Origin of the sequence: Streptomyces griseoviridis, from assembly GCF_005222485.1 — a bacterium.
GTDB classification, from domain to species: domain Bacteria; phylum Actinomycetota; class Actinomycetes; order Streptomycetales; family Streptomycetaceae; genus Streptomyces; species Streptomyces hintoniae.
This window is the reverse complement of sequence record NZ_CP029078.1, coordinates 7892867-7913137: the sequence shown is the minus strand read 5'-3', so window position 1 is coordinate 7913137 and position 20271 is coordinate 7892867. Positions and strand designations below refer to the sequence as shown.

Annotated in this window: 15 protein-coding genes; 4 read left to right on the top strand and 11 right to left on the bottom strand. The window is 74.1% G+C overall.

What is annotated here, in order from left to right:
- Positions 1 to 13: 13 nt before the first annotated feature.
- The 3 genes from glgC to DDJ31_RS34230 form a co-directional block, all read right to left on the bottom strand.
- Complete coding sequence (gene glgC / locus DDJ31_RS34240; protein WP_127176535.1) at positions 14 to 1234, bottom strand: glucose-1-phosphate adenylyltransferase; 1221 nt, start codon at positions 1232 to 1234, stop codon at positions 14 to 16.
- Between the two features lie 89 nt (positions 1235 to 1323).
- The gene (gene glgA, locus DDJ31_RS34235; RefSeq protein ID WP_127176536.1) at positions 1324 to 2484 is read right to left on the bottom strand and encodes a glycogen synthase; all 1161 of its coding nucleotides are present in this window, start codon (positions 2482 to 2484) and stop codon (positions 1324 to 1326) included.
- A 37-nt stretch (positions 2485 to 2521) separates the two neighbouring features.
- Complete coding sequence (locus tag DDJ31_RS34230; RefSeq protein WP_127176537.1) at positions 2522 to 3277, bottom strand: (2Fe-2S)-binding protein; 756 nt, start codon at positions 3275 to 3277, stop codon at positions 2522 to 2524.
- A gap of 210 nt (positions 3278 to 3487) precedes the next feature.
- On the opposite strand from DDJ31_RS34230, the gene DDJ31_RS34225 reads away from it, so the two are divergent.
- The gene (locus DDJ31_RS34225; RefSeq protein WP_127176538.1) at positions 3488 to 4900 is read left to right on the top strand and encodes a DMT family transporter; all 1413 of its coding nucleotides are present in this window, start codon (positions 3488 to 3490) and stop codon (positions 4898 to 4900) included.
- On the opposite strand, the gene DDJ31_RS34220 is transcribed toward DDJ31_RS34225, so the two are convergent.
- Positions 4890 to 6050, bottom strand: coding sequence for a transglycosylase family protein (locus tag DDJ31_RS34220; RefSeq protein ID WP_127176539.1), 1161 nt, complete (start codon positions 6048 to 6050; stop codon positions 4890 to 4892). The genes DDJ31_RS34225 and DDJ31_RS34220 overlap by 11 nt on opposite strands.
- Positions 6051 to 6333: 283 nt before the next feature.
- Between DDJ31_RS34220 and gndA the strand changes: the two genes are divergently transcribed.
- On the top strand, positions 6334 to 7773 hold the full coding sequence (gene gndA / locus DDJ31_RS34215; protein ID WP_127176540.1) for an NADP-dependent phosphogluconate dehydrogenase: 1440 nt from the start codon (positions 6334 to 6336) through the stop codon (positions 7771 to 7773).
- A gap of 135 nt (positions 7774 to 7908) precedes the next feature.
- Here gndA and DDJ31_RS34210 read toward each other — a convergent pair whose 3' ends face one another.
- The 7 genes from DDJ31_RS34210 to DDJ31_RS34180 all read right to left on the bottom strand — a co-directional run bounded on the left by DDJ31_RS34210 (position 7909) and on the right by DDJ31_RS34180 (position 17686).
- Entirely contained in the window at positions 7909 to 8130 is a 222-nt protein-coding gene (locus DDJ31_RS34210; RefSeq protein WP_127176541.1) for a hypothetical protein, read from the bottom strand.
- A 208-nt stretch (positions 8131 to 8338) separates the two neighbouring features.
- A complete protein-coding gene (locus DDJ31_RS34205; RefSeq protein WP_127176542.1) occupies positions 8339 to 8683 on the bottom strand; it encodes a GNAT family N-acetyltransferase in 345 nt (114 codons plus the stop codon).
- A gap of 81 nt (positions 8684 to 8764) precedes the next feature.
- Entirely contained in the window at positions 8765 to 9937 is a 1173-nt protein-coding gene (locus tag DDJ31_RS34200) for a C40 family peptidase (RefSeq protein ID WP_127176543.1), read from the bottom strand.
- 118 nt (positions 9938 to 10055) lie between these two features.
- On the bottom strand, positions 10056 to 10601 hold the full coding sequence (locus tag DDJ31_RS34195; RefSeq protein ID WP_127176544.1) for an RNA polymerase sigma factor: 546 nt from the start codon (positions 10599 to 10601) through the stop codon (positions 10056 to 10058).
- Positions 10602 to 10765: 164 nt separating this feature from the next.
- Positions 10766 to 11422 carry a M15 family metallopeptidase gene (locus DDJ31_RS34190; protein WP_127176545.1) on the bottom strand — a complete coding sequence of 219 codons (657 nt, stop codon included), beginning with the start codon at positions 11420 to 11422 and terminating at the stop codon, positions 10766 to 10768.
- 91 nt (positions 11423 to 11513) lie between these two features.
- Complete coding sequence (locus DDJ31_RS34185) at positions 11514 to 15374, bottom strand: AfsR/SARP family transcriptional regulator (RefSeq protein ID WP_127176546.1); 3861 nt, start codon at positions 15372 to 15374, stop codon at positions 11514 to 11516.
- A gap of 320 nt (positions 15375 to 15694) precedes the next feature.
- Entirely contained in the window at positions 15695 to 17686 is a 1992-nt protein-coding gene (locus tag DDJ31_RS34180) for an ABC transporter ATP-binding protein (protein WP_171481022.1), read from the bottom strand.
- Between the two features lie 273 nt (positions 17687 to 17959).
- Here DDJ31_RS34180 and DDJ31_RS34175 point away from each other — a divergent pair, with 273 nt between their 5' ends.
- Both DDJ31_RS34175 and DDJ31_RS34170 read left to right on the top strand, forming a co-directional pair.
- Positions 17960 to 18976: a lysylphosphatidylglycerol synthase transmembrane domain-containing protein gene (locus DDJ31_RS34175; protein WP_431026693.1), complete on the top strand. Its 1017-nt coding sequence runs from the start codon at positions 17960 to 17962 to the stop codon at positions 18974 to 18976.
- Between the two features lie 188 nt (positions 18977 to 19164).
- Positions 19165 to 20259, top strand: coding sequence for a mechanosensitive ion channel family protein (locus DDJ31_RS34170; RefSeq protein ID WP_127176549.1), 1095 nt, complete (start codon positions 19165 to 19167; stop codon positions 20257 to 20259).
- Positions 20260 to 20271 lie beyond the last annotated feature (12 nt).

Sequence of the window (20271 nt, the reverse complement as noted above, 5' to 3'; positions counted from 1 at the left end):
GCTTCGGCTTCGGCTAGGTGACGATCTGGCCCTTGCCCAGGGCGATCACCCCGCCCGGGGAGACGGTGTACAGCTCGGCGTCCCGCTCCGGGTTCACGCCGATGGTGGCGCCGGGCGGTACCTCGACGTTCTTGTCCAGGATCGCCCCGCGCACCACGGCGCCCCGGCCGATGTGGACGTTGTCGTGCAGGACCGACCCCTGCACCACCGCTCCGGGGTCGACCACCACACCCGGCGAGAGCACCGACCGCGTCACCTGCCCGCGGATCAGGCAGCCCGCGCTGATGATGGACTCCCCCGCGATGCCGCCCGCGTTGAAGCGGGCGGGCGAGAGCTGGTAGGAGTGCGTGTAGACGGGCCAGCTTCGGTTGTAGAGGTTGAACGCGGGCCGCTCGGCGATCAGGTCCATGTGGGCGTCGTAGTAGGCGTCGAGGGTGCCGACGTCCCGCCAGTACCCCTGGTCCCTGCTGGTCTCGCCCGGCACGTGGTTGGCGCTGAAGTCGTACAGCCCGGCCTCGCCGCGGTCGGTGAGCTGGGGCAGGATCGAGCCGCCCATGTCGTGCACGGAGTGCTCGTCCTCGGCGTCCCGTTGCAGCGCCTCGATGAGCACCTTGGTGGTGAAGAGGTAGTTGCCCATCGACGCGAAGACGCACTCCGGGTCGTCCGGCAGCCCCGGCGGGTCGGCGGGCTTCTCCAGGAACCGCTCCACCGTCTGCCCGTCGGAGCCTGGGGTGATCACCCCGAACGCCGAGGACTCCGCGCGCGGCACCCTGATGCCCGCGACGGTCACCCCCGCGCCGCTCTCCACATGCTGGGTGAGCATCTGGCGCGGGTCCATCCGGTAGACGTGGTCGGCGCCGAACACCGCGACGTACTCGGGCTGTTCGTCGTGGACGAGGTTCAGGGACTGGAGGATCGCGTCGGCGCTGCCCAGGTACCAGCGCGGGCCGAGCCGCTGCTGCGCGGGCACCGGCGTGACGTAGTTGCCGAGCAGGCTCGACATCCGCCAGGTGGTGGTGATGTGCCGGTCGAGCGAGTGCGACTTGTACTGCGTGAGCACGCAGATGCGCAGGATGTCGGCGTTGACGAGGTTGGACAGGACGAAGTCGACGAGGCGGTACGTGCCGCCGAAGGTCACCGCGGGTTTCGCGCGGTCGGCGGTGAGGGGCATCAGCCGTTTGCCCTCACCGCCCGCCAGTACGATCCCGAGCACCGAAGGTCCGCCACGGCGCATGGCCGCTCCCCTCTCCTTGGTCACCCTGGAGTGACCATTTGCCCTGGAGCCGCACGGGGTAAGCCTGTTCGAGGGCTCGCCCGCCGCCCCTACCCCTGTGCGACGATCTCCTCGTAGAGCCGGACCGTGCGGCGGGCGACGGTGTCCCAGCCGAACTCGCCGACCGCGCGCTCCCGTCCCGCCTCGCCCATCCGCCGGGCGCCCTCCGGGTCGTCGAGGACCGCGTCGAGCGCGCGGGCGAGCCCGGCCTCGAAGATCTCGGGGTCGTCGTCCATCGGCACCAGCAGCCCCGTCTTGCCGTCGTCGACGACCTCCGGGATGCCGCCGACCCGGGAGGCCACCACCGGGGTTCCGCAGGCCATCGCCTCCAGGTTGACGATGCCGAGCGGCTCGTAGACCGACGGGCAGACGAACGCGGCGGCGTGCGTGAGGAGTTGGATGACCTCAAGGCGCGGCAGCATCTGCGGGATCCAGCGCACACCCTCGCGGACCCGGCTCAACTCCTGGAAGAGGTCCCGGAACTCCCGGTCGATCTCCGGGGTGTCGGGGGCTCCCGCGCAGAGCACGACCTGGGCGCGCGGGTCGATGTCCCGTACCGCGCGCAGCAGATGGGGCACGCCCTTCTGCCGGGTGATGCGGCCGACGAAGAGGACGTACGGGCGGGTCCGGTCGAGGCCGACGCGGTCCAGGACGTCGGTGGCGCGGTCGGGGCGGTAGAGGGTGGTGTCGATGCCGTTGTGCACGACCCGCACCCGGGCCGGGTCGAGCGCCGGGTAGCAGCCGAGGATGTCCTCGCGCATGGCCCCGGAGACGGCGATCACCGCGTCGGCGGTCTCGACGGCGGTGCGTTCGGCCCAGCTCGACAGGGCGTACCCGCCGCCGAGTTGCTCGGCCTTCCAGGGGCGCAGGGGTTCCAGGGAGTGCGCGGTCATCACGTGCGGGATGCCGTACAGCAACTTGCCGAGGTGGCCTGCGAGGTTGGCGTACCAGGTGTGGGAGTGGACGAGGTCGCGGCTCTCCAGGCCGGCGGCCATCGCGAGGTCCACGGAGAAGGTGCGCAGCGCGTCGTTGGCGGTGTCGAGGGCGGCCCAGGAGCGGTGGCGTCTGACGCCGACCCCGCGGCCCTCGCCCCAGGAGTGCACCTCCAGGTCGACCAGTGAGGTCAACTCCCTGGCGAGGAACTCGACATGGACGCCCGCTCCGCCGTACACGTCCGGCGGGTACTCCCGGGTCAGCAGTCCCACTCGCACCCGCTACCCCCTGATCTCCGCGGCAGGTTCCCCATGGTCACCCAGATGTGCCGCGGGCGGAAGGGCGCGGGGGTCGTGGGAAGCAGCAGTCCCCGCAGACCCCGCCGCCGGGCACCCGGTAGTAGAGGCAGCAGCTGCGGCGGCGGAACGCGGTGCCGGTCAGGGTGCCGGTGCCGGCCAGCAGGGGGTGGCTGAGCAGCCGCGCGGTGAGGTCGCGGGTGCGGGCGGCGACGTCGGGCCGGTCGTGCGCGCGGGCCCACTGGCCGAGCTGGCGGGCGGTCCCGGCGAGCGCGGAACCGGCGTTGCCCCACAGCAGGCCGGGGGCGATCCGGTGGCGGGCGCGCAGGGCCGCGGCCAGCGGTTCGAGGTGGCCGCCGAGGACGGCGTCGGCGATGCTCCCCGGGTCGGCGGGCAGCGGGCGCACCTCGGTGAGCCACAGGTCGTCGGGGGCGCTGCCGTCGGGGTCCCAGCGCAGCAGCCGCGGGTCGAGGTCGGGCAGGCGGCCGTAGCGGACGGCGCTGCCGAGCGCCACCGACCAGAGGCGGGCGGCGAGCCCCTGCTGGGCGAGGGAGGCGGCGACGCGCGGTGCGGGGGCGCCCAGCGCGGTGGTGACCTTGCGGATCCGGAAAGTCAGCGGATCCGGGTAAACATCCGATGACAGGGGTGCGTAGGCGTCGGCGAGGGTCGGGAGCGCGGGGTCCGGGGGTGCCCCCGTGTGTAGGAGGAAGAAGCCGCCGAGCGGGGCGAGGGCGGCGAGTTCGGGGTCGAGGTCCACGAACAGCAGTAGTACCAAGTCCCTCAGGGGGCACCCGCACGGGGAGTGCGGCTCGTGTCACCCGTCTTGGGGAGGACGGTGCCCGATTCGTACTCCATCGGCAGTAGGACGGATTGCCTGCTCAGGGACGACGACGGGAACACCGGGAGAGGGCATCGTGTTCCCCATGAAGGCCGACCGTTCGCCGCGCAGGGGTCACCGCCCCCGTCTCACGCAGAGGAGCCGCCCATGAGCGCCCTCGCGTTGTCCGTGCTCCTGTCGTTCGTCTCCGCCGTCGCGTACGCGGGCGGGGCGATCGTCCAGGAGCACGTCGCGGTGTCCTCACCCGGTGAACAGTACGCGCCGTTGCGGCGGCCCACCTGGTGGGCGGCGGTGGCGCTGAACGGCCTGGGCGGGCTGCTGCACGTGGTGGCGCTCGCCTACGGGCCGCTGAGCCTGGTGCAGCCGCTGGGCGCTCTGACGATCGTGTTCGCGCTGCCGATGGCCGCGCTGTTCGTGGGCCGCAGGGCCGGGGCGACCGCCTGGCGCGGCGCGGTGATGGCGACGGTGGGTCTCGCGGGTCTGCTCTCGCTGGTCGGCGCGTCCGACGGGCATTCGCTGAGCACGCCCCAGCGGGTCGCGGTGGCCGTGGTGAGCGGTGCCGGGATCGTCGCGCTGATGCTCGCGGCCCGGGTCGCGCACCGGCATCCGGCGGTGCGCAGCATGCTGCTCGCGACCGGTGCCGGTGTCGCGTTCGGCATGTCGTCGGTGTTCACCAAGACCGTCGCGGTCGACTGGACGGGCGGGGTGGCCACCTCCGATGTGCCGTCACTGGCCCTGATCGCCGTCTTCGCCACGGCGGGCATGCTGCTGTCGCAGGCGTCCTACCGGGGCGCGGGCCTGGCGGCGCCGCTGGCCACGCTGACGGTGGTGAACCCGGTGGTGGCCGCCGCCGTCGGCATCACGATGTTCGGCGAGACGTTCCGGCACGGCACCCTGGGCACGGTACTCGCGCTGGGCTGCGGTGTGGTGGCGGCGGGCGGCCTGATCCTGCTGACGACGGAACGCCTCCAGCACACCGGCACGGACGGCGCCGATGAAGCCGACGGAGCTGATGGAGCTGACGGAGCCGATGACAGCGTCAGCGCTGACGACAGGGTCCCGGCGGCTGACACTCCCGCGCGGGCCGGTGGGCGGCCGCTGGCCGGGCTGCCGGCCCAGTCGGGTCCTTGGGCTCCGGAGGGGATCAGGGCGCACGAGCGGATCACGGCGGAGGAGGAGCCTCCCGCGTCCGCCCGCGAGCCGGTGCCCGCGGCGGCCCTGGCACCGGTGACGACGGCGGAGCACGAGGCAGCGGTCCTGGTACCGGTAGCCGGCGCAGAGCACAAGGCAGCGGCAGCGGTCCTGGTACCGGTGGCCGGCGTCGAGCGCGGGACGGAGGAGCCGGTGCGGGTGGCCACGGGCGGGGCGGAGACGCTCGTCCCCGGGTCGGCGGCCGCCACCGAAGCCGTGGGGGCGGGGGTGCGCGAGGGGTCCGGTGCCCCGCCGTCGGACGACGGGACACCGGACCCCCGGCTCTACCGCTTCTACGGGCCGTTCTACGGCGGCACGTACGTTCCGCTGCCGTCGCTCGACCGGCACCGGGTGCGCGTCAGATCGTGACGCCCCCGGCTCGCAGGTACGCGAGCGGATCGACGTCGGACCCGAAGTCAGGCCCTGTCCGCACCTCGAAGTGCAGGTGCGGGCCCGTCGCGTTCCCGGTGGCGCCCGACCGCCCGATCCGCTGCCCCTCACCGACGCCCTGCCCGGCCTTCACGGAGATGGCCGAGAGGTGGGCGTACTGCGAGTAGCGGCCGTCGGCGTGCCGGATGACCACCTGGTAGCCGTAGGAGCCGCCCCAGCCCGCGGTGACGACGGTGCCCGCGCCGACCGCTTTCACGGTGGTGCCGGTGGGCACCGGGAAGTCGACGCCGGTGTGGTAGCCCTTCGACCAGGAGGAGCCCGACGCGTGGTAGGCGGTGCCGATGGAGCCGCCGACCGGAGCCACCCGCGAATGGCCGGAAGAAGCCGTCTTCGGCGTGGCCTTCTTCTCCTTGGCCGCCGCCTTCTCGGGCTTCTCGGCCTTTTTCGGCGTCGCCTTCGCCGCGGTGGCCCTGCCGTGCAGGTTGAGCCGCTGGCCGGGCAGGATCAGGTCGGGGTCGGCGCCGATGGTCGTGCGGTTGCCTGCGTACAGGCGCTGCCAGCCGCCGTCGACGTCCTCGGTGTCGGCGATCCGGGAGAGGCTGTCGCCGTGCACCACCGTGTACATCTCGGCGGTGCCCGCCCTCGACTGGGGCGTGCGCTGCGGCTGCACGTCCTTCGCCGAGGTCTTGCGGGTCTTCGCGGCGGCCTTCTCGGTGGTGGCGCCCGCCGGCCTGAGGTCCGGTGCGGGACCGCCCCTGGTCAGTCCGGCCCGCTGCGAACAGACCGGCCAGGCGCCGGGTCCCTGTCCGTCCAGGACCTTCTCGGCGACGGCGATCTGCTCGCTCTTGGTGGCCTGGTCGGCGCGCGGCGCGTAGGCGGTGCCGCCGTACGCCGCCCAGGTCGACCGGGTGAACTGGAGGCCGCCGTAAAAGCCGTTCTCGGTGTTGATGCTCCAGTTGCCGCTGGATTCGCAGGCGGCGACCTTGTTCCAGGTGGCGACGTCGGCCGCGTGCGCGGTGCCGGCGCCGATGAGCGGGAGCGCCATACCGGCACCGCCCGCCGTGACGGTGAGTGAGGCGCGGTTGATCCTGTTGGGCTGGTACCGGCGGTGCCGGCCGCGTACGGCCATGTCTGGAGCCCCCATCGACATGCGTCAGAAGGGCCAAAAGTAAGGGCCGCGAACAGGCCATGACAAGACGGCAAATCAGCCTTGTCGTCCGGCAAGACACCATGAGGGCACCGGAGTTGCGGAACCGGTGAGGCACACGGGGCCTCTCACCCGTATGAGGCGGTGCCCGGTCCCGCACCCCGGACATGCGCCCCGCACACCGGCACGTCAGGATGGCAGGTGGGGCGATACTTACGGGCAGGACCGGCAGCACCGAACCACGGACGCACTAGGAGCCAACCGCATGAGCACGTCAGCCCAGATCGGCGTCACAGGACTCGCGGTCATGGGCCGCAATCTGGCCCGGAACTTCGCACGCAACGGCTACACGGTGGCGCTGCACAACCGGACGGCCTCGAAGACGCACGCGCTGGTGGAGGAGTTCGGGCAGGAGGGCGACTTCGTCGCGGCCGAGACCGCCAAGGAGTTCGTCGCGGCACTGGAGCGGCCCAGGCGGCTGGTCGTCATGGTCAAGGCGGGTGACCCGACCGACGCGGTGATCCAGGAGTTCGCGCCGCTCCTGGAGCCCGGCGACATGATCATCGACGGCGGCAACGCGCACTTCGCGGACACCAGGCGCCGCGAGCGCGAACTGCGCGAGCAGGGCATCCACTTCGTCGGCATGGGCGTCTCGGGCGGCGAGGAGGGCGCGCTGAACGGGCCGAGCATCATGCCGGGCGGCCCGGCCGAGTCGTACGACTCGCTGGGCCCGATGCTGGAGAAGATCTCCGCGAAGGCCGACGACGGCTCCCCCTGCGTGACCCATGTGGGTCCCGACGGCGCCGGGCACTTCGTGAAGATGGTGCACAACGGCATCGAGTACGCCGACATGCAGCTGATCGGCGAGGCGTACCAGCTGCTGCGGGACGTGGCCGGGTACTCCCCCGCGCAGATCGCCGGGATCTTCCGCACCTGGAACACCGGCCGTCTCGACTCCTACCTGATCGAGATCACCGCCGAGGTGCTGTCCCACGTGGACGAGGACACCGGCAAGCCGTTCGTCGACGTGGTGGTCGACCAGGCCGAGCAGAAGGGCACCGGACGCTGGACCGTCCAGATCGCCCTCGACCTCGGTGTCCCGGTCTCCGGTATCGCGGAGGCGGTGTTCGCCCGTTCGCTCTCCGGGCACGCGGCGCTGCGCGAGGCGTCCCGCGACCTGGCGGGGCCGACCCCCACCGCGCTGGGCGAGGCGGAGGCGGCGGCCTTCGCGGACCGGGTCGAGCAGGCGCTGTACGCGTCGAAGATCGTGTCGTACACGCAGGGCTTCCACGAGATCGCGGCGGGCAGCGAGGAGTACGACTGGGACATCGACCTCGGCGCGGTCTCCGCCATCTGGCGCGGCGGCTGCATCATCAGGGCCGCGTTCCTCGACCGCATCCGGGCCGCCTACGACGCCCGGCCCGACCTGCCGAGCCTGCTGTCCGACGCGACGTTCGCGAGCGAGATCGCGGACGCGCAGGACGACTGGCGCGAGGTCGTCATCGCCGCGACCCGGCAGGGTGTGGCCACGCCGGGCTTCGCGGCGGCGCTCGCCTACTACGACGGGCTGCGCGCCGAGCGGCTGCCGGCCGCGCTGACGCAGGGGCAGCGGGACTTCTTCGGTGCCCACACCTACCGGCGCACCGACAAGGACGGCTCGTTCCACACGCTGTGGGGCGGTGACCGCTCGGAGGTCTCCGCGTAACCGTACGGCGGACGCGACACGACGGCGGTGGGTGCCCGGGAAGGGGCATCCACCGCCGTCGTCGTGTGCGGAGGGCCTGCGTGCGCGGAACCGCCGGGTCCGGCGAACCCGTCGTCCGGCGCGGCGCGGGGCCGGTCAGGACAGCGGCGGGCCCGGCTCGGGGTCGGGCACCGGCTCCGGGGTCGGGGCGGGGCCCGGCGGGGCGGGCTTGGGGGTGGGCGGGGTGGGTGCGGGCGCGGGCGGCGGGTGCGGCGTCGGCGCGGGGCCGGGCGGCGCGGGCTCCGGGCCCGGGGCGGGGTAAGGGTCGGGACCCGGGGTGGGCCCCGGCGGGGTGGGTGCGGGGAAGGGGTCGGTCATCCGAACCTCCGGCCTCTCGGTTGCGTGTCCGCTCTGGACTATCCCCCGCGTACCCAGCCCCGTCGCTCTGACTCACCCCGGGGCAGGACCGTCCGTGCCAGGTGGATCACCCCGGCGGTGCGCGGACGGCGCCTCTGCTACGTCCGGTCCTCGGCGCGGCGTCCGGCGGCCGTCCCCCGCGCCCCGCTCCCGGCCGGCCTGGGCGGCCTCAGAAGCGGCCCGGGTGGTCCCGCAGCCACTGCTTCGCCGCGTCCAGCAGCTCGGGGTCGCCGGCCGGGGCGACGTCGGGGTGGCGGGCGATCCACTGGGTGACGTACGGGCACAGCGGCGCCACCGGCACGTCCTCGCGGGCGGCGACGGCGTACAGCTCGCGGGCGAGCGAACCGGCGATGCCCCGGCCCTCGTGGGCGGGCTCCACGACGGTGTGCACGGGGACCAGCGCGCGCCGCGGGTCGGTGAGGACGAAGTACTCGACGCGGCCGACCGGTTGGCCGTCGACGACGGCCTCGAGGCGGCCCGCCGCCCGGTCGTCACGGATCTCGATGTCGCTCATGGGCACGCTCCTGGTGCGGGGGTCACGCCGGTCGCCCGAGGGTAACCGACGATGATCACCGCACCGTCGGGGCGGCCGGGTTCAGCAGGTGGGGACGCCGGGCAGCCACTCCGGGCCCTTGATGTAGATGTTGGTCATCCAGGAGCCGCCGGTGAGGCGGGACCAGGCGTCGTTGGTGTAGCCCTCGGCGGTGACCGTCTGGGCGTGGGCCTGGCAGACGACGTTGACGGTGGTCGGCTGCGGGAAGTAGTCGACGACGGCGGCGCCGACGGCGGCCGACGCGTGGGTGCGCACGCCGGTGCCCCAGGTCTGGAACGGCTTGCTGCCGCCGCTCGGCGGCGGGGTGGGGCTGCCGCCGCAGTCCGGGATTCCGGGCAGCGAGGCCGGGCCCTTGATGTAGATGTTCGTCAGCCAGGAGCCGTCGGACAGCTTCGACCAGATGTCGTTGGTGTACCCCTCGGCGGTGACCGTCTCCGCGTGCTGCTGGCACATCACGGACACCTGGCTCGGGCCCGGGAAGGTGTCGACGACGGACGCGTTCACGCTCGGCGACGAGTGGGTGCGGACCCGGGTCCCCCAGGTCTCGAACGTGGTGCCGCCGTTGGCGGGCGGGGGCGGCACGCTGCCGGAGCCGTCGACGCGGACGGCGCCCGCGTAGTCGCCGCCGGTCCGCACCGGCGCCACCCGGATGTGGGTGCCCGACTCGTACGCCTCCACCATCTGCCCGGCGCCGAGGTAGAGCGCGACGTGGTGGATGTGGCCGCTGCCCCAGAACATCAGGTCGCCCGGCAGCAGCGGCGCGGTGCCCTGTCCCGCCGTGAAGCGGGCCGCCGCGTGCGAGGTGTGGAACTGGTCGTTCGCCGTGCCGTTGAGCAGGTCCCTGCCGGTGGCCTGGGCGTAGGCGTAGCGGGCCAGGCCCGAGCAGTCGAAGCCCTTGCGCTCGCCGTCGTGCAGGCTGTCGGGGTCGGAGCCGTCGTAGTAGCCGAAGGTGGGGCCCGGGGTGGCGCCGTGGCCGCCGCCCCAGCTGTACCAGACGCCGAGTTGGCCGCAGGCGGCCCGGACGGCGGCCTCGGCGGTCGCCGAGGCGCCCGGTGCGAGGACGGCGCAGCTCGCCGCCTCCGCGGTGGCGGTGGCGGCTCGGGCCGTCGCGGGCAGGGCGGCGGGCAGAGCGGCGGAGAGGGCGACGACGGCGACGGCGGCGAGGCTTCGGCCCGCGGGTCGGCGCGGCCTGATCGTGGTGTTCAAGGAGCACATCCTCTGTTGACGGTGTGTCACCTGGGAGACCGCCCGGGGGAAGTGCCGGTATGCCTCACCTCGTGTGACCTGCGCCACACGAGAGGGGTTTCCGTGGCGCTTCCCCCGCGCGGTGGCGTCAGCGGGCCCTGGCGTCGGCCAGCGCGTCCCGCATCTTGGCGAGCCCTCGCATCCGGTTGCGCTGCACGGTCCCCCGGTGCGCGCCGAGCAGTTCCCCGGCCGCGTCGTGGCTGAGCCCCTCCAGGTCGACGAGGATGACGGCGGCGGCCTCCTTCGGTGACAGCAGGGCGAGCAGCGCGAGCGCCGCGCACCGGGCCTCACAGCGTTCGACGCCGCCGTCCCAACCGGGTTCCGGCAGCCGGTCGGTGCAGGTCTCGCGCCGGGACGAGCGCGTCCAGGAGTCGCGCAGCAGGTTGAGCGCGGTGGCGGAGGCGTAGGCGTACGGGTGCTGCTGCGGGGCCAGGGCGCGGCCCCTGGCCCGCCGGGCGAGCCGCATGTAGGTGTCCTGGACCAGGTCGTCGGCGTCGTACGGATTGCCGGTCAGGGCCAGCAGCCGACGGCGCAGCCGGGGCATGACCTCGGTGAAGACCGCGTCGAACTCGTCGGGGTCCATGCGGTCGAGCGGACGGTCGAGGACGGTGTCGCAGGGCTCGCTTCTGTTCATCTGACGTATCCCCCATGTGCCCGGCGTCCCGCTGGTCGGGCGGCGCCAGGTGTGTGCTGGTCCCGGCCGGCGCCCCTTGCGCCGGCCGGTCGTGCGGGCTGAACTCCCGTGAGGTCGAGGGTGCTTGGGCTCGAACGCGTGGGCGCGCGTGGGTGCGGGTGGGCTCAGGCAGGCGGGTCCACGGGCCCGTAGAGGGCGGCGGGACGGTGGGAGAGCAGGGCCCAGTAGCGGTCCCCGTAGGACCAGTGCCACCACTCCGTGGGGTAGTTGACGAATCCGGCGGACGTCAGCGCCTCCCGCATCACGGCCCGGTTGGCGCGGGCGGAGGCGCTGATGCCGGGCGCGTCCGTGCGGCAGGCGCCCGCGCTCTCCTCCGGGGTGGCGTTGACCTCGGTCCCGAGGGGCAGTTCGGCGCCGTCCTCGGTGCACAGGGTCAGATCGAGCGCGCCGCCGCAGACGTGCGGGGCGACCTCGGGCGGCGAGATGTAGGCGCTGGCCAGCTCTCTGACCCGGGCCGGCGAGGCGTCGGGGTGGGCGGCGCGCAGGGCGGTCGCGTACGTGTCGTAGTAGCGGCGCTGCAACCCGGGCGGCCGGTAGCCCTCCACGACCAGGAAGCGCAGCCCCGCGGGGAGCGCCCGCTGCGCCTCCAGGAGCCGGCCGAGCACCCCTGATCTGAGCAGGGCGTACGCGCCGTCGTCGGCCGCCTGCCTGGCATCGAGCCGCAGCTCAGGTATGTCCCGTACGTCGACCAGGGGTTCACCGCACTCGTCGACGACGACGGCGGCGACGCGGGGATCGGAGAGAGTGATGATGTCGGTCACGCACCGAGCGTCCCCGACGCCTCTGCAAAAGCTCTGCAAACGCCCTGCAGGCCCGCGCGTGCGCGTGCTCCCGCCCACCCCTGGCCCTGCCCTAGGGGCGGTCCTCCCAGGCCTCGCGGCTGCCCAGCGCGTGGAACGCCGTGTGCGCCTGCCGACGGGCGTCATCGGCGGCCCGGTGCTCGCCCCGGGCGGCGTGCACCTCGGCCAGGTCGCGGAGCGTGCGGGCCCGCCACAGCGGCAGGCCGAGGCTCTCCCAGAGCGCCAGCGCGGCCCGCAGCGGGCCCTCGGCGCCGACCGGGTCGCCCGCCGCCAGGTGCCACTCGCCCCGGGTCCGCAGCACCAGGGCCTCCCCGAAGTCGTCCTGGCGCTCCCTGGCCACCTCGAGGCAGCGGCCGAGCCGCTCCCGCGCCCGCTCGAACAGGCCCTGCCTCAACTCCACCTTGGCCAGCGCCTGTTCGGTGTACATCAGGCCGAAGGTGTCACCGAGTCCGGTGAAGACGCGCAGGGCCTCGGCGAGCAGGTCCGTCGCCTCAGCCAGCGCGCCGCGGGCCCGTTCGCAGAGCGCGAGGGAGCGCAGGGTGAGGGCCTCGCCCTGGTGGTCGCCGACCCGGCTGAACAGCGCGAGCGACCGGGTCAGCGCCCGCCTGGCCTCGTCGGCGCGCCCCTGTTCGCGGTGGACGTACCCGATCCCGTACAGCGTCCTGGCCAGGCCCGCGTCGTCGCCCAGGGTGTCGTAGCGTTCGAGGGCGGCCGCGAGGGTCGCGGACGCCTCGGCGAAGCGGGCCTGTTCGCGGCGGATGGTGCCCATGCCGACCAGTGCCGTGGCGCTCCCGCGCAGGGCGTCGAGGACGGCGGCGTCGTCCCGGGCAGCGGCCTTCTGCTCGTCGAACAGCCGCAGGGCGCGCACCAGGCAGGCGTGGGCGTCCTCGAACCTGTCCTGTTCGTAACGGAGTTGGCCGAGTCCGACGAGCAGCCAGGCCTCGCCCTCGCCGTCCCCCTCGCGGCGCACCGCGTCGAGGGCCACGGTGTGGGTCTGCGCCCAGACGTCGAACTGGTTGTACAGGGCGGCGGAACTCGCTATCAGGGCGCCCGCCAGCTCGCGTGCCGCCCGGGTCATGCCCTGGGCCGCGCAGTGGTGGACGGCCGCGACCAGGCAGTTCTGTTCGGCGGCGAACCAGGCGGCGGGCCGAGCCAACAGCCTTTCCTGGACGGCGGGTTCGAGGGGGCACTCCGCCTTGGGCGCGGGCAGCAGCCAGGAGACACCGCCGGGGCCCCGGACGGCGGCGCGGTCGGCGAGCGTGAGCCAGCAGGCGACCAACCGGCGTACGGCCGCCGCGCGTTCGGCGGGGCTCTCCTCGGTCAGGCAGCGCTCACGGGCGTGCTCCCTGACGAGGTCGTGGATGCGGTAGCGGTTCTCGCCGGTCCCGTCGGCGGCGAGCACCTCGATGAGATGCCGGTCGACGAGCCGTTCGACCGCCTCCTCGGCCTCCTCGGTGCCGATGTCGAGGAGGGGCGCGGCGATCGAGGCGGCGAAGTCGGGCAGGTCCATCAGCGCGAGCCGGCGCAGCGCCCGGCGTTCGGGCGGGTCGAGTTCCGCGTAGCCGAGTTCGAGGCTGGTGCGCACCTCCAGGTCGCCCACCCGCAGTTCGTTGAGGCGCCTGCGCTCGTCCCGCAGCCGTCCGGCGAGGTGTCCAGGACCCCAGTGCGGCCGCGCGGCCAGCCGGGCCCCCGCGATGCGCAGGGCGAGGGGGAGTTGACCGCAGAGGGCGACGATCTCGGCGAGGTCGCCGGGGGCGGGATCGACGGATGGTGCGGAGCCGACGGGCGGTGCGGGATCGAGGGGCGTTGCGGGGTCCTGCGGCGGTGCGGGCGTCGTCCGCGGCCCGACCGGCGTTCCCGGTCCGACCACCGTTCCCGGTCCGACCACCGTTCCCGGCGCGGGCTCCGCTCCCGGCGCGGGATCTCCCGCAGGCGCGGAATCCGTCGTCGGTGCGGGTCCTGGCGCCCGGTTCCTTCCGGCGACCGTGGTCAGCAGCTCGAGCGCCTCGGCCGTCCCTGGCACCGACAGATCGAGACGGACGGCGCCTTCGAGCGCCGTCAGCCGTCGACGGCTGGTGACCAGGACGGCCGAGCCGGGGCCGGGCGGCAGCAGCGGCCGTAGCTGGGCCTCGCTCGGGGCGTTGTCGAGGACCAGCAGGATGCGCCTGCCCGCCACCCGGGTCCGGTACAGGCCGATCAAGTCGTCGGTGCCGTGGGCGGCTTCGGGGTCGACGCCGAGGGCGCGCAGCAGCCGCGCGAGGGCGTCGGCGACGGCCAGCGGGGCGGTGTCCGAGGCGCGCAGGTCGAGGAAGAGGCGGCCGTCCGGGAAGAGGTGGGCGGCGCGGTGGGCCGCGTGCACGGCGAGGGCCGTCTTGCCCATGCCGGGCCGTCCGGAGATCACCCCGATCGGCGGCGCGGTCCTGGCGGGCTCACGGGCCTGGTCGAGCAGCCCGGTCGCCCAGCCGACCTGCCGTGCCCTGCCGACGAAGTCGGCGACGTCCGGCGGCAGATGGGAGGGCGGCAGGACCGGCAGGACCGCGGGCACCGTCACGGGCACGGGCGGCACGGACGGCACGGTGGCGAGGTCGGGGTCGGGATCGGCCGGTCGGGAAGGGCTGGGGAGGAGCGGCGGATCGGGGCGCGGAGAGCCGGGCGGGAGCGGCGTACCGGCTGGGAGCGCACCCGGCGGAGACGGTGGGCCGGGGCTGACGACGCCCGGCGGAAGCGGTGGGCCCGAGCCGGGGGCGCCCGGCGGAAGCGGTGGGCCCGAGCCGGGGGCGCCCGGCGGAAGCGGTGGGCCCGAGCCGGGGGCGCCCGGCGGAGACGGTGGGCCCGAGCCGGGGGCGCCCGGCGGAGACGGTGGGCCCGAGCCGGGGGCGCCCGGCGGAGACGGTGGGCCCGAGCCGGGGGCGCCCGGCGGAGACGGTGGGGCAGAGCCGGGGGCGCCCGGCGGAGACGGTGGGCCCGAGCCGGGGGCGCCCGGCGGAGACGGTGGGCCCGAGCCGGGGGCGCCCGGCGGAAGCGGTGGGCCGGGACGCGTGGACCCGGCCGGGGACGCCGGTTCAGCAGGTCCGGCCCCGGCACGACCGGCCGGCGGCCACCGAGGCGAACCGCCTTCCCCGCCTGGGGCGTTGGGGCTCCCGGTGCGTCCCGGTGCCGTGAGCGCGGGGTCGTTGCGCAGGACCGCCAGGTGCAGGGCGCGCAGTTCGGGGCCGGGGTCGAGGCCAAGGTCGGTGCGGAGGATGTCGCGGCCCTCCTGGAAGACCCGGAGCGCGTCCGGGGCCCGGCCGACCCGGAACAGGGCGGTCATCAGCTGGGCGCGCGGTCGCTCGCGCAGCGGATGGGCGGCGACGTGGGAGAGGAGCGGGGCGACGATCTCGCTGTCGTGGCCGAGCCGCAGCCGCAGATCGTAGAGGTGCTCCAGGGTGACGAGCCGCAGTTCCTTCAGCCGGGCGGCCTCGATCCTGGCGAAGGACTGGCCGACGCCTTCGAGGGCGTCCTGCCCGCGCCACAGGTCGAGGGAGGCGGTGAACAGGTCGAGGGCGTCGGTGTCACGGCCCTCGGCGGCGGCGCGGCGCCCGGCGGAGAGCAGTTGCTCGAAGCGGCGGGCGTCGACCTGGCCGGGCGGGAGATCGGCGAGGTAGCCGGGGGCCCGGGTGCGGATCGCCGAGGACGCGCCCGCGGGTGCCAGGGCGCGGCGCACGGCGGCCACGTGCGAGGCGACCAGGGCGCCGGCGGTGGCCGGTGCCCGTTCCTCCCAGACCAGGTCGACCAGGCGTTGGGTGGAGAGGACCTCGCCGAGGTGGACGACGAGCGCGGACAGCAGCGCCACCGGTCTCGCCCCGCCCAGGCGCAGACGTCGGGTGCCGTCGTCCCACACCTCGACCGGCCCCAGCAGGCGCACTTCGATCATCGTTCCCCGAAAGCCTCGATCAGCGCGTTAAGGCCTGACAACGATATCCGCAGGCCGTGTGCGGGCGGGGGGCGATGACGGGCCGCTGTCCGGTTTCGAGCGGTCCCGTGGCCCGGGAAAACGGCCGCCTGACGCGTGCGGGGCGGTGCGGCCTTCCGCGCGGGACGCCGGGTATTGGCCGGTTCCGGTTACGCCCTGTGGTCGTGGCCAGCCGTCCGGGAGACGACGCGCACGACGACCCCGCCCACGGCCCGGCGGGCAGCGGTCGCGGCCCGGCCCCCGGAAGTCGCGCGCGACCCTGAGGACCGGGTGCGTCCGGCTCAGACGGCGACGGCGTCCTCACTGCCGTCGAACCCACGGGAACCGCTGGAACCGGGGGTACCGGGGGTACCGTCGGCTCCTTCGGGATACCCGCTCGCCGCATCCTCCGCGTACCCCATGTCCTCCGCGTCCTCCCCACCCGCCGCGAACTGCGTCCTGTGCAGTTCGGCGTACCTGCCGCCCGCCGCGAGCAGTTCGTCGTGCCGGCCCCGCTCCACGATCTGGCCCGCCTCGACGACCAGGATCTGGTCGGCCGTGCGGACCGTGGAGAGGCGGTGGGCGATGACCACCGCGGTCCGCCCCTCCAGCGCCTCCGCCAGGGCCTCCTGGACGGCCGCCTCCGACGTGTTGTCGAGGTGGGCGGTGGCCTCGTCGAGGATGACGACACGCTGCCGGGCGAGCAGCAGCCGGGCGATGGTCAGGCGCTGCCGTTCGCCACCGGAGAGCCGGTAGCCGCGTTCGCCGACGACCGTGTCGAGGCCGTCGGGCAGGGAGCGTACGAGGTCGTCGAGGCGGGCGCGGCGCAGGGCGTCCCAGACCTCGGGTTCGGTGGCCGTCGGCCGGGACAGCAGCAGATTGGCGCGGACCGTGTCGTGGAAGAGGTGGCCGTCCTGGGTCACCATGCCGACGGTGGCGCGCAGGGAGTCGGCGGTGAGGTCGCGGACATCGGTGCCGCCGATCCGGACGGCGCCCTCGTCGACGTCGTACAGGCGCGGCAGGAGCTGGGCGATCGTGGACTTTCCGGCGCCGGAGGAGCCGACCAGGGCGGTGGTGCTGCCGGGGGCGGCGTGGAAGGAGATGCCGCGCAGGACCTCGTCCCCGCCCCGGGTGTCGAGGGCGGCGACCTCTTCGAGGGAGGCGAGGGAGACCTGGTCGGCGGCCGGGTAGCCGAAGCGCACGTTGTCGAACTCGACGGCGACGGGGCCCTCGGGGACGTCCCGCGCGTCGGGTTTCTCGTCGATCAGCGGCCGCAGGTCGAGCACTTCGAAGACCCGCTCGAAGCTGACCAGGGCGCTCATCACCTCGACGCGGGCGCCCGCCAGCGCGGTGAGCGGCGCGTACAGCCGGGTCAGCAGCAGCGCGAGGGAGACGACGGCGCCGGGCTCCAGGGTGCCGCGCAGCGCGAACCAGCCGCCGAGGCCGTAGACGAGGGCGAGCGCCAGGGACGACACCAGGGTGAGGGAGGTGATGAACGCCGTCTGGGCGGTCGCGGTGCGCACCCCGATGTCGCGCACCCGGCGGGCGCGGGCCGCGAACTCCTCGGACTCCTGGGCCGGGCGCCCGAAGAGTTTCACGAGGGTGGCGCCCGGCGCCGAGAAGCGTTCGGTCATCCGGGTGCCCATGGCCGCGTTGAGGGTCGCCGCCTCGCGCTGCATCCGGGCCATCCGGCCGCCCATCCGGCGCGCGGGGACCACGAACACCGGCAGCAGGGCGAGCGCGAGCAGAGTGATCTGCCAGGACAGGGTGAGCATCACGGCGAGCGTGAGCACCAGTGTGACCAGGTTGCTCACCACTCCGGACAGGGTGTTGCTGAAGGCGCGTTGGGCGCCGATGACATCGTTGTTGAGACGACTGACGAGCGCCCCCGTACGCGTACGTGTGAAGAACGCGACCGGCATGCGCTGCACATGATCGAACACAGCCGTGCGGAGATCGAGGATGAGTCCCTCGCCGAGCGCCGCCGAGAGCCTGCGGCCCAGCAGCCCGAGTGCCGCCTCCGCGACGGCGATGAGCGCGATGAGCAGGGCGAGGTGGACGACGGTGCGCTCGTCGCCGCCCGTCACGATCGCGTCGACGACCCGCCCGGCGAGGACGGGGGTCGCGACGGCGAGCAGCGCGGTCACCACCCCGAGGACCACGAACCGGATGATGCGCGAGCGGTGCGGACGGGCGAAGGCGGCGATGCGGCGGAGGGTGGCGCGGGCGAAGGGGCGGGTCTCGTCTCGGGCGTTCATGACACTGTGCAGCTGTGTCCACGCCGTGGTCTCCATGCTCATGGCAGTGACGGTAGGACCTCGAGCGACGTTGAGGTCAATGCCGTACGGCCGCGTCCCGCGCCAGCCGTCCCCACGCCCTCCGCCCCCACCCGGCCGGCTGCCTCGCCTCCCTCTCCCGTCACCCGGCTGCCGAAGATCCCGAAGAACCCGAAGAACTCGAAGGACCCGAAGGAGCCGAAGGAGCCGAAGGAGCCGATGACCGCGCGTAAGCCGCTGTCGACGCCTCCGCAACCCGCCGTTGGCGTGGGGCGCGGAGGCTTTCGGAGTGTGACAGCCGTGCAGCTCCCCGAACTCCCCACCCGCTCCGGGCCGCCGCGCTCCCCCGAGGGTCGGCTCCCGGGCCGCGTCCCGGTCCGGCGCGTCCCGGTCCGGCGCGTCCTGTGCCTGGTGCCGCTCGCGCTGGTGGCCGTGGTCGCGGTCCGGCACAGGTCCGTGCTCGCGGAGGGCCTCGGGCAGCTTCAGCACGCCGAGTGGCCGTGGCTGCTGGCGGCGGTCGGCGCGACCTGTCTGACCTGGGTGGCGGCCGCCGTCACCCGGCAGGGCGCGGTCGTGGAACGGCTGCCGAGACGGCGGCTGCTCGCCACCCAGTTCGCTGCGGGCGCGGCCAACCATCTGCTGCCGACCGGCCTCGGCGCGAGCGCCGTCAACCTGCGGTTCATGACGGTGTGCGGGGTTCCGCTGGCCCGTTCGTCGGCCGCGCTGGCCCTGTATCTGCTGGCCGAGTGCGTGGCCAGGCTCACGCTCCTGGCGGCGCTGCTGCTCGCGTTCCCCGGCGCGCTGCGGCTTGGCGCGCTGCTCCCGGAGGCCGCGGCGGGACCGCTGCTGGCGGCGGCGGTCGGTGCGGTGGTCGTGGCGGCGCTCGTGCTGCTCGCGGTGCGACGGCTGCGGACGGCCGTCCTGGCCTTCCTGCGGACGGCCCTCGGCGAGGCGCGCTCGGTGCACGCCCGGCCCTCCCGCGCGCTCGCCCTGTGGGGCGGTTCGTTCGCGTTCCCCGCGCTCCAGGCGACCGGACTGGTCCTGGTGGGGCAGGCGTTGGGCCTGCCGGTGTCGCCCGCGGGGATGGCCGTGGCGTATCTGGCGGCGACGGTGACGGTGGCGCTGGTGCCGACCCCGGGCGGCCTCGGTTCCGTCGAGGCGGCGCTCGTGGTGGCCCTGGTGGCGGCGGGCGGCCCAGCCGCGGTGGCGACGGCGGTGGTCCTCGCGTTCCGCGTCATCACGGTGTGGCTGCCGCTGCTGCCGGGCGCGCTGACGTTGGGCGCGCTGGTGCGGTGGAAGGTGATCTGAGAGCGGTCCCGCGCCACCCCGGCAGCACCGGCCGTCCACCGGGGCGGGGCGCCGCCGGGCCGGCGCACCGACCGGCACGAACTCCCGTACGGATACGGCAGGATGAGCGAGCGCATTCCCCGAATCCGAGCAGGTGGCAACGTGACGACTCTTCGCATCCGGCCCTCGATGTCCCCCGGAGCGGGCCGGTGAGCCGGGCGGTGACCGTGGACGATCTGGCGTTCGCCGGGATCGCCCTGGCGGCCGGCCTGCTGGCGGCGTTCCTCGCGCGCGTCGTGCTGCGCTGGCTGGCGAAGCACGCCGACCGCACCCGCTGGAGCGGTGACGACGTCATCGTGGAGGCGCTGCGCAGGGTGGTGCCGTGGGCGGCCGTGGTGGCCGGCGCCGCGTCGGCGGCGGCGACGCTGCCGCTGACCAGGACGGTCCACACGCACGTCAACCAGTCGCTGACGGTGCTGCTGATCTTCGTGTGCACGCTGGCGGCGGCCCGGGTGATCGCCGGTCTGGTGCAGACGGTGACGCAGTCCCGCTCCGGGGTCGCGGGGTCGGCCACGATCTTCGTGAACATCACCCGGGTGCTGGTGCTGGCCATCGGCTTCCTGGTGGTGCTCCAGACCCTGGGCATCTCCATCGCGCCCATGCTGACCGCCCTGGGGGTCGGCGGTCTCGCCGTCGCGCTCGCCCTCCAGGACACTCTCGCGAACCTCTTCGCGGGCATCCACATCCTGGCCTCGAAGACCGTGCAGCCCGGCGACTACATCCGGCTGAGCAGCGGCGAGGAGGGCTATGTCGAGGACATCAACTGGCGGCAGACCACGGTGCGCGCGCTCTCCAACAACCTGGTCGTGATCCCCAACGGCCAGCTCGCCAAGGCGAACATGACCAACTACATGCGCCCGGAGCAGCAGTTGACGATCCTGGTGCAGGCGGGCGTGGCCTACGACAGTGATCTGGAACAGGTCGAGCGGGTCACCATGGAGGTGGTCGCCGAGGTGATGACGGAGATCACGGGGGCGATCCCGGAGCACGAACCGGCCGTGCGCTTCCACACGTTCGGGGACTCGCGGATCGGTTTCACGGTCATCCTGGGCGTCGGCGAGTTCAGCGACCAGTACCGGATCAAGCACGAGTTCATCAAGCGGCTGCACCGGCGCTACCAGCGGGAGGGCATCCGCATCCCGGCGCCGGCCAGGACCGTGGCGCTGCACCAGGGCGCGGTGGTCATCCCGCAGCAGCGGACCGCCCAGGAGGCGGGCGACACCCAGATCACCCGCCTGGACTGACCGGCGGTTCGC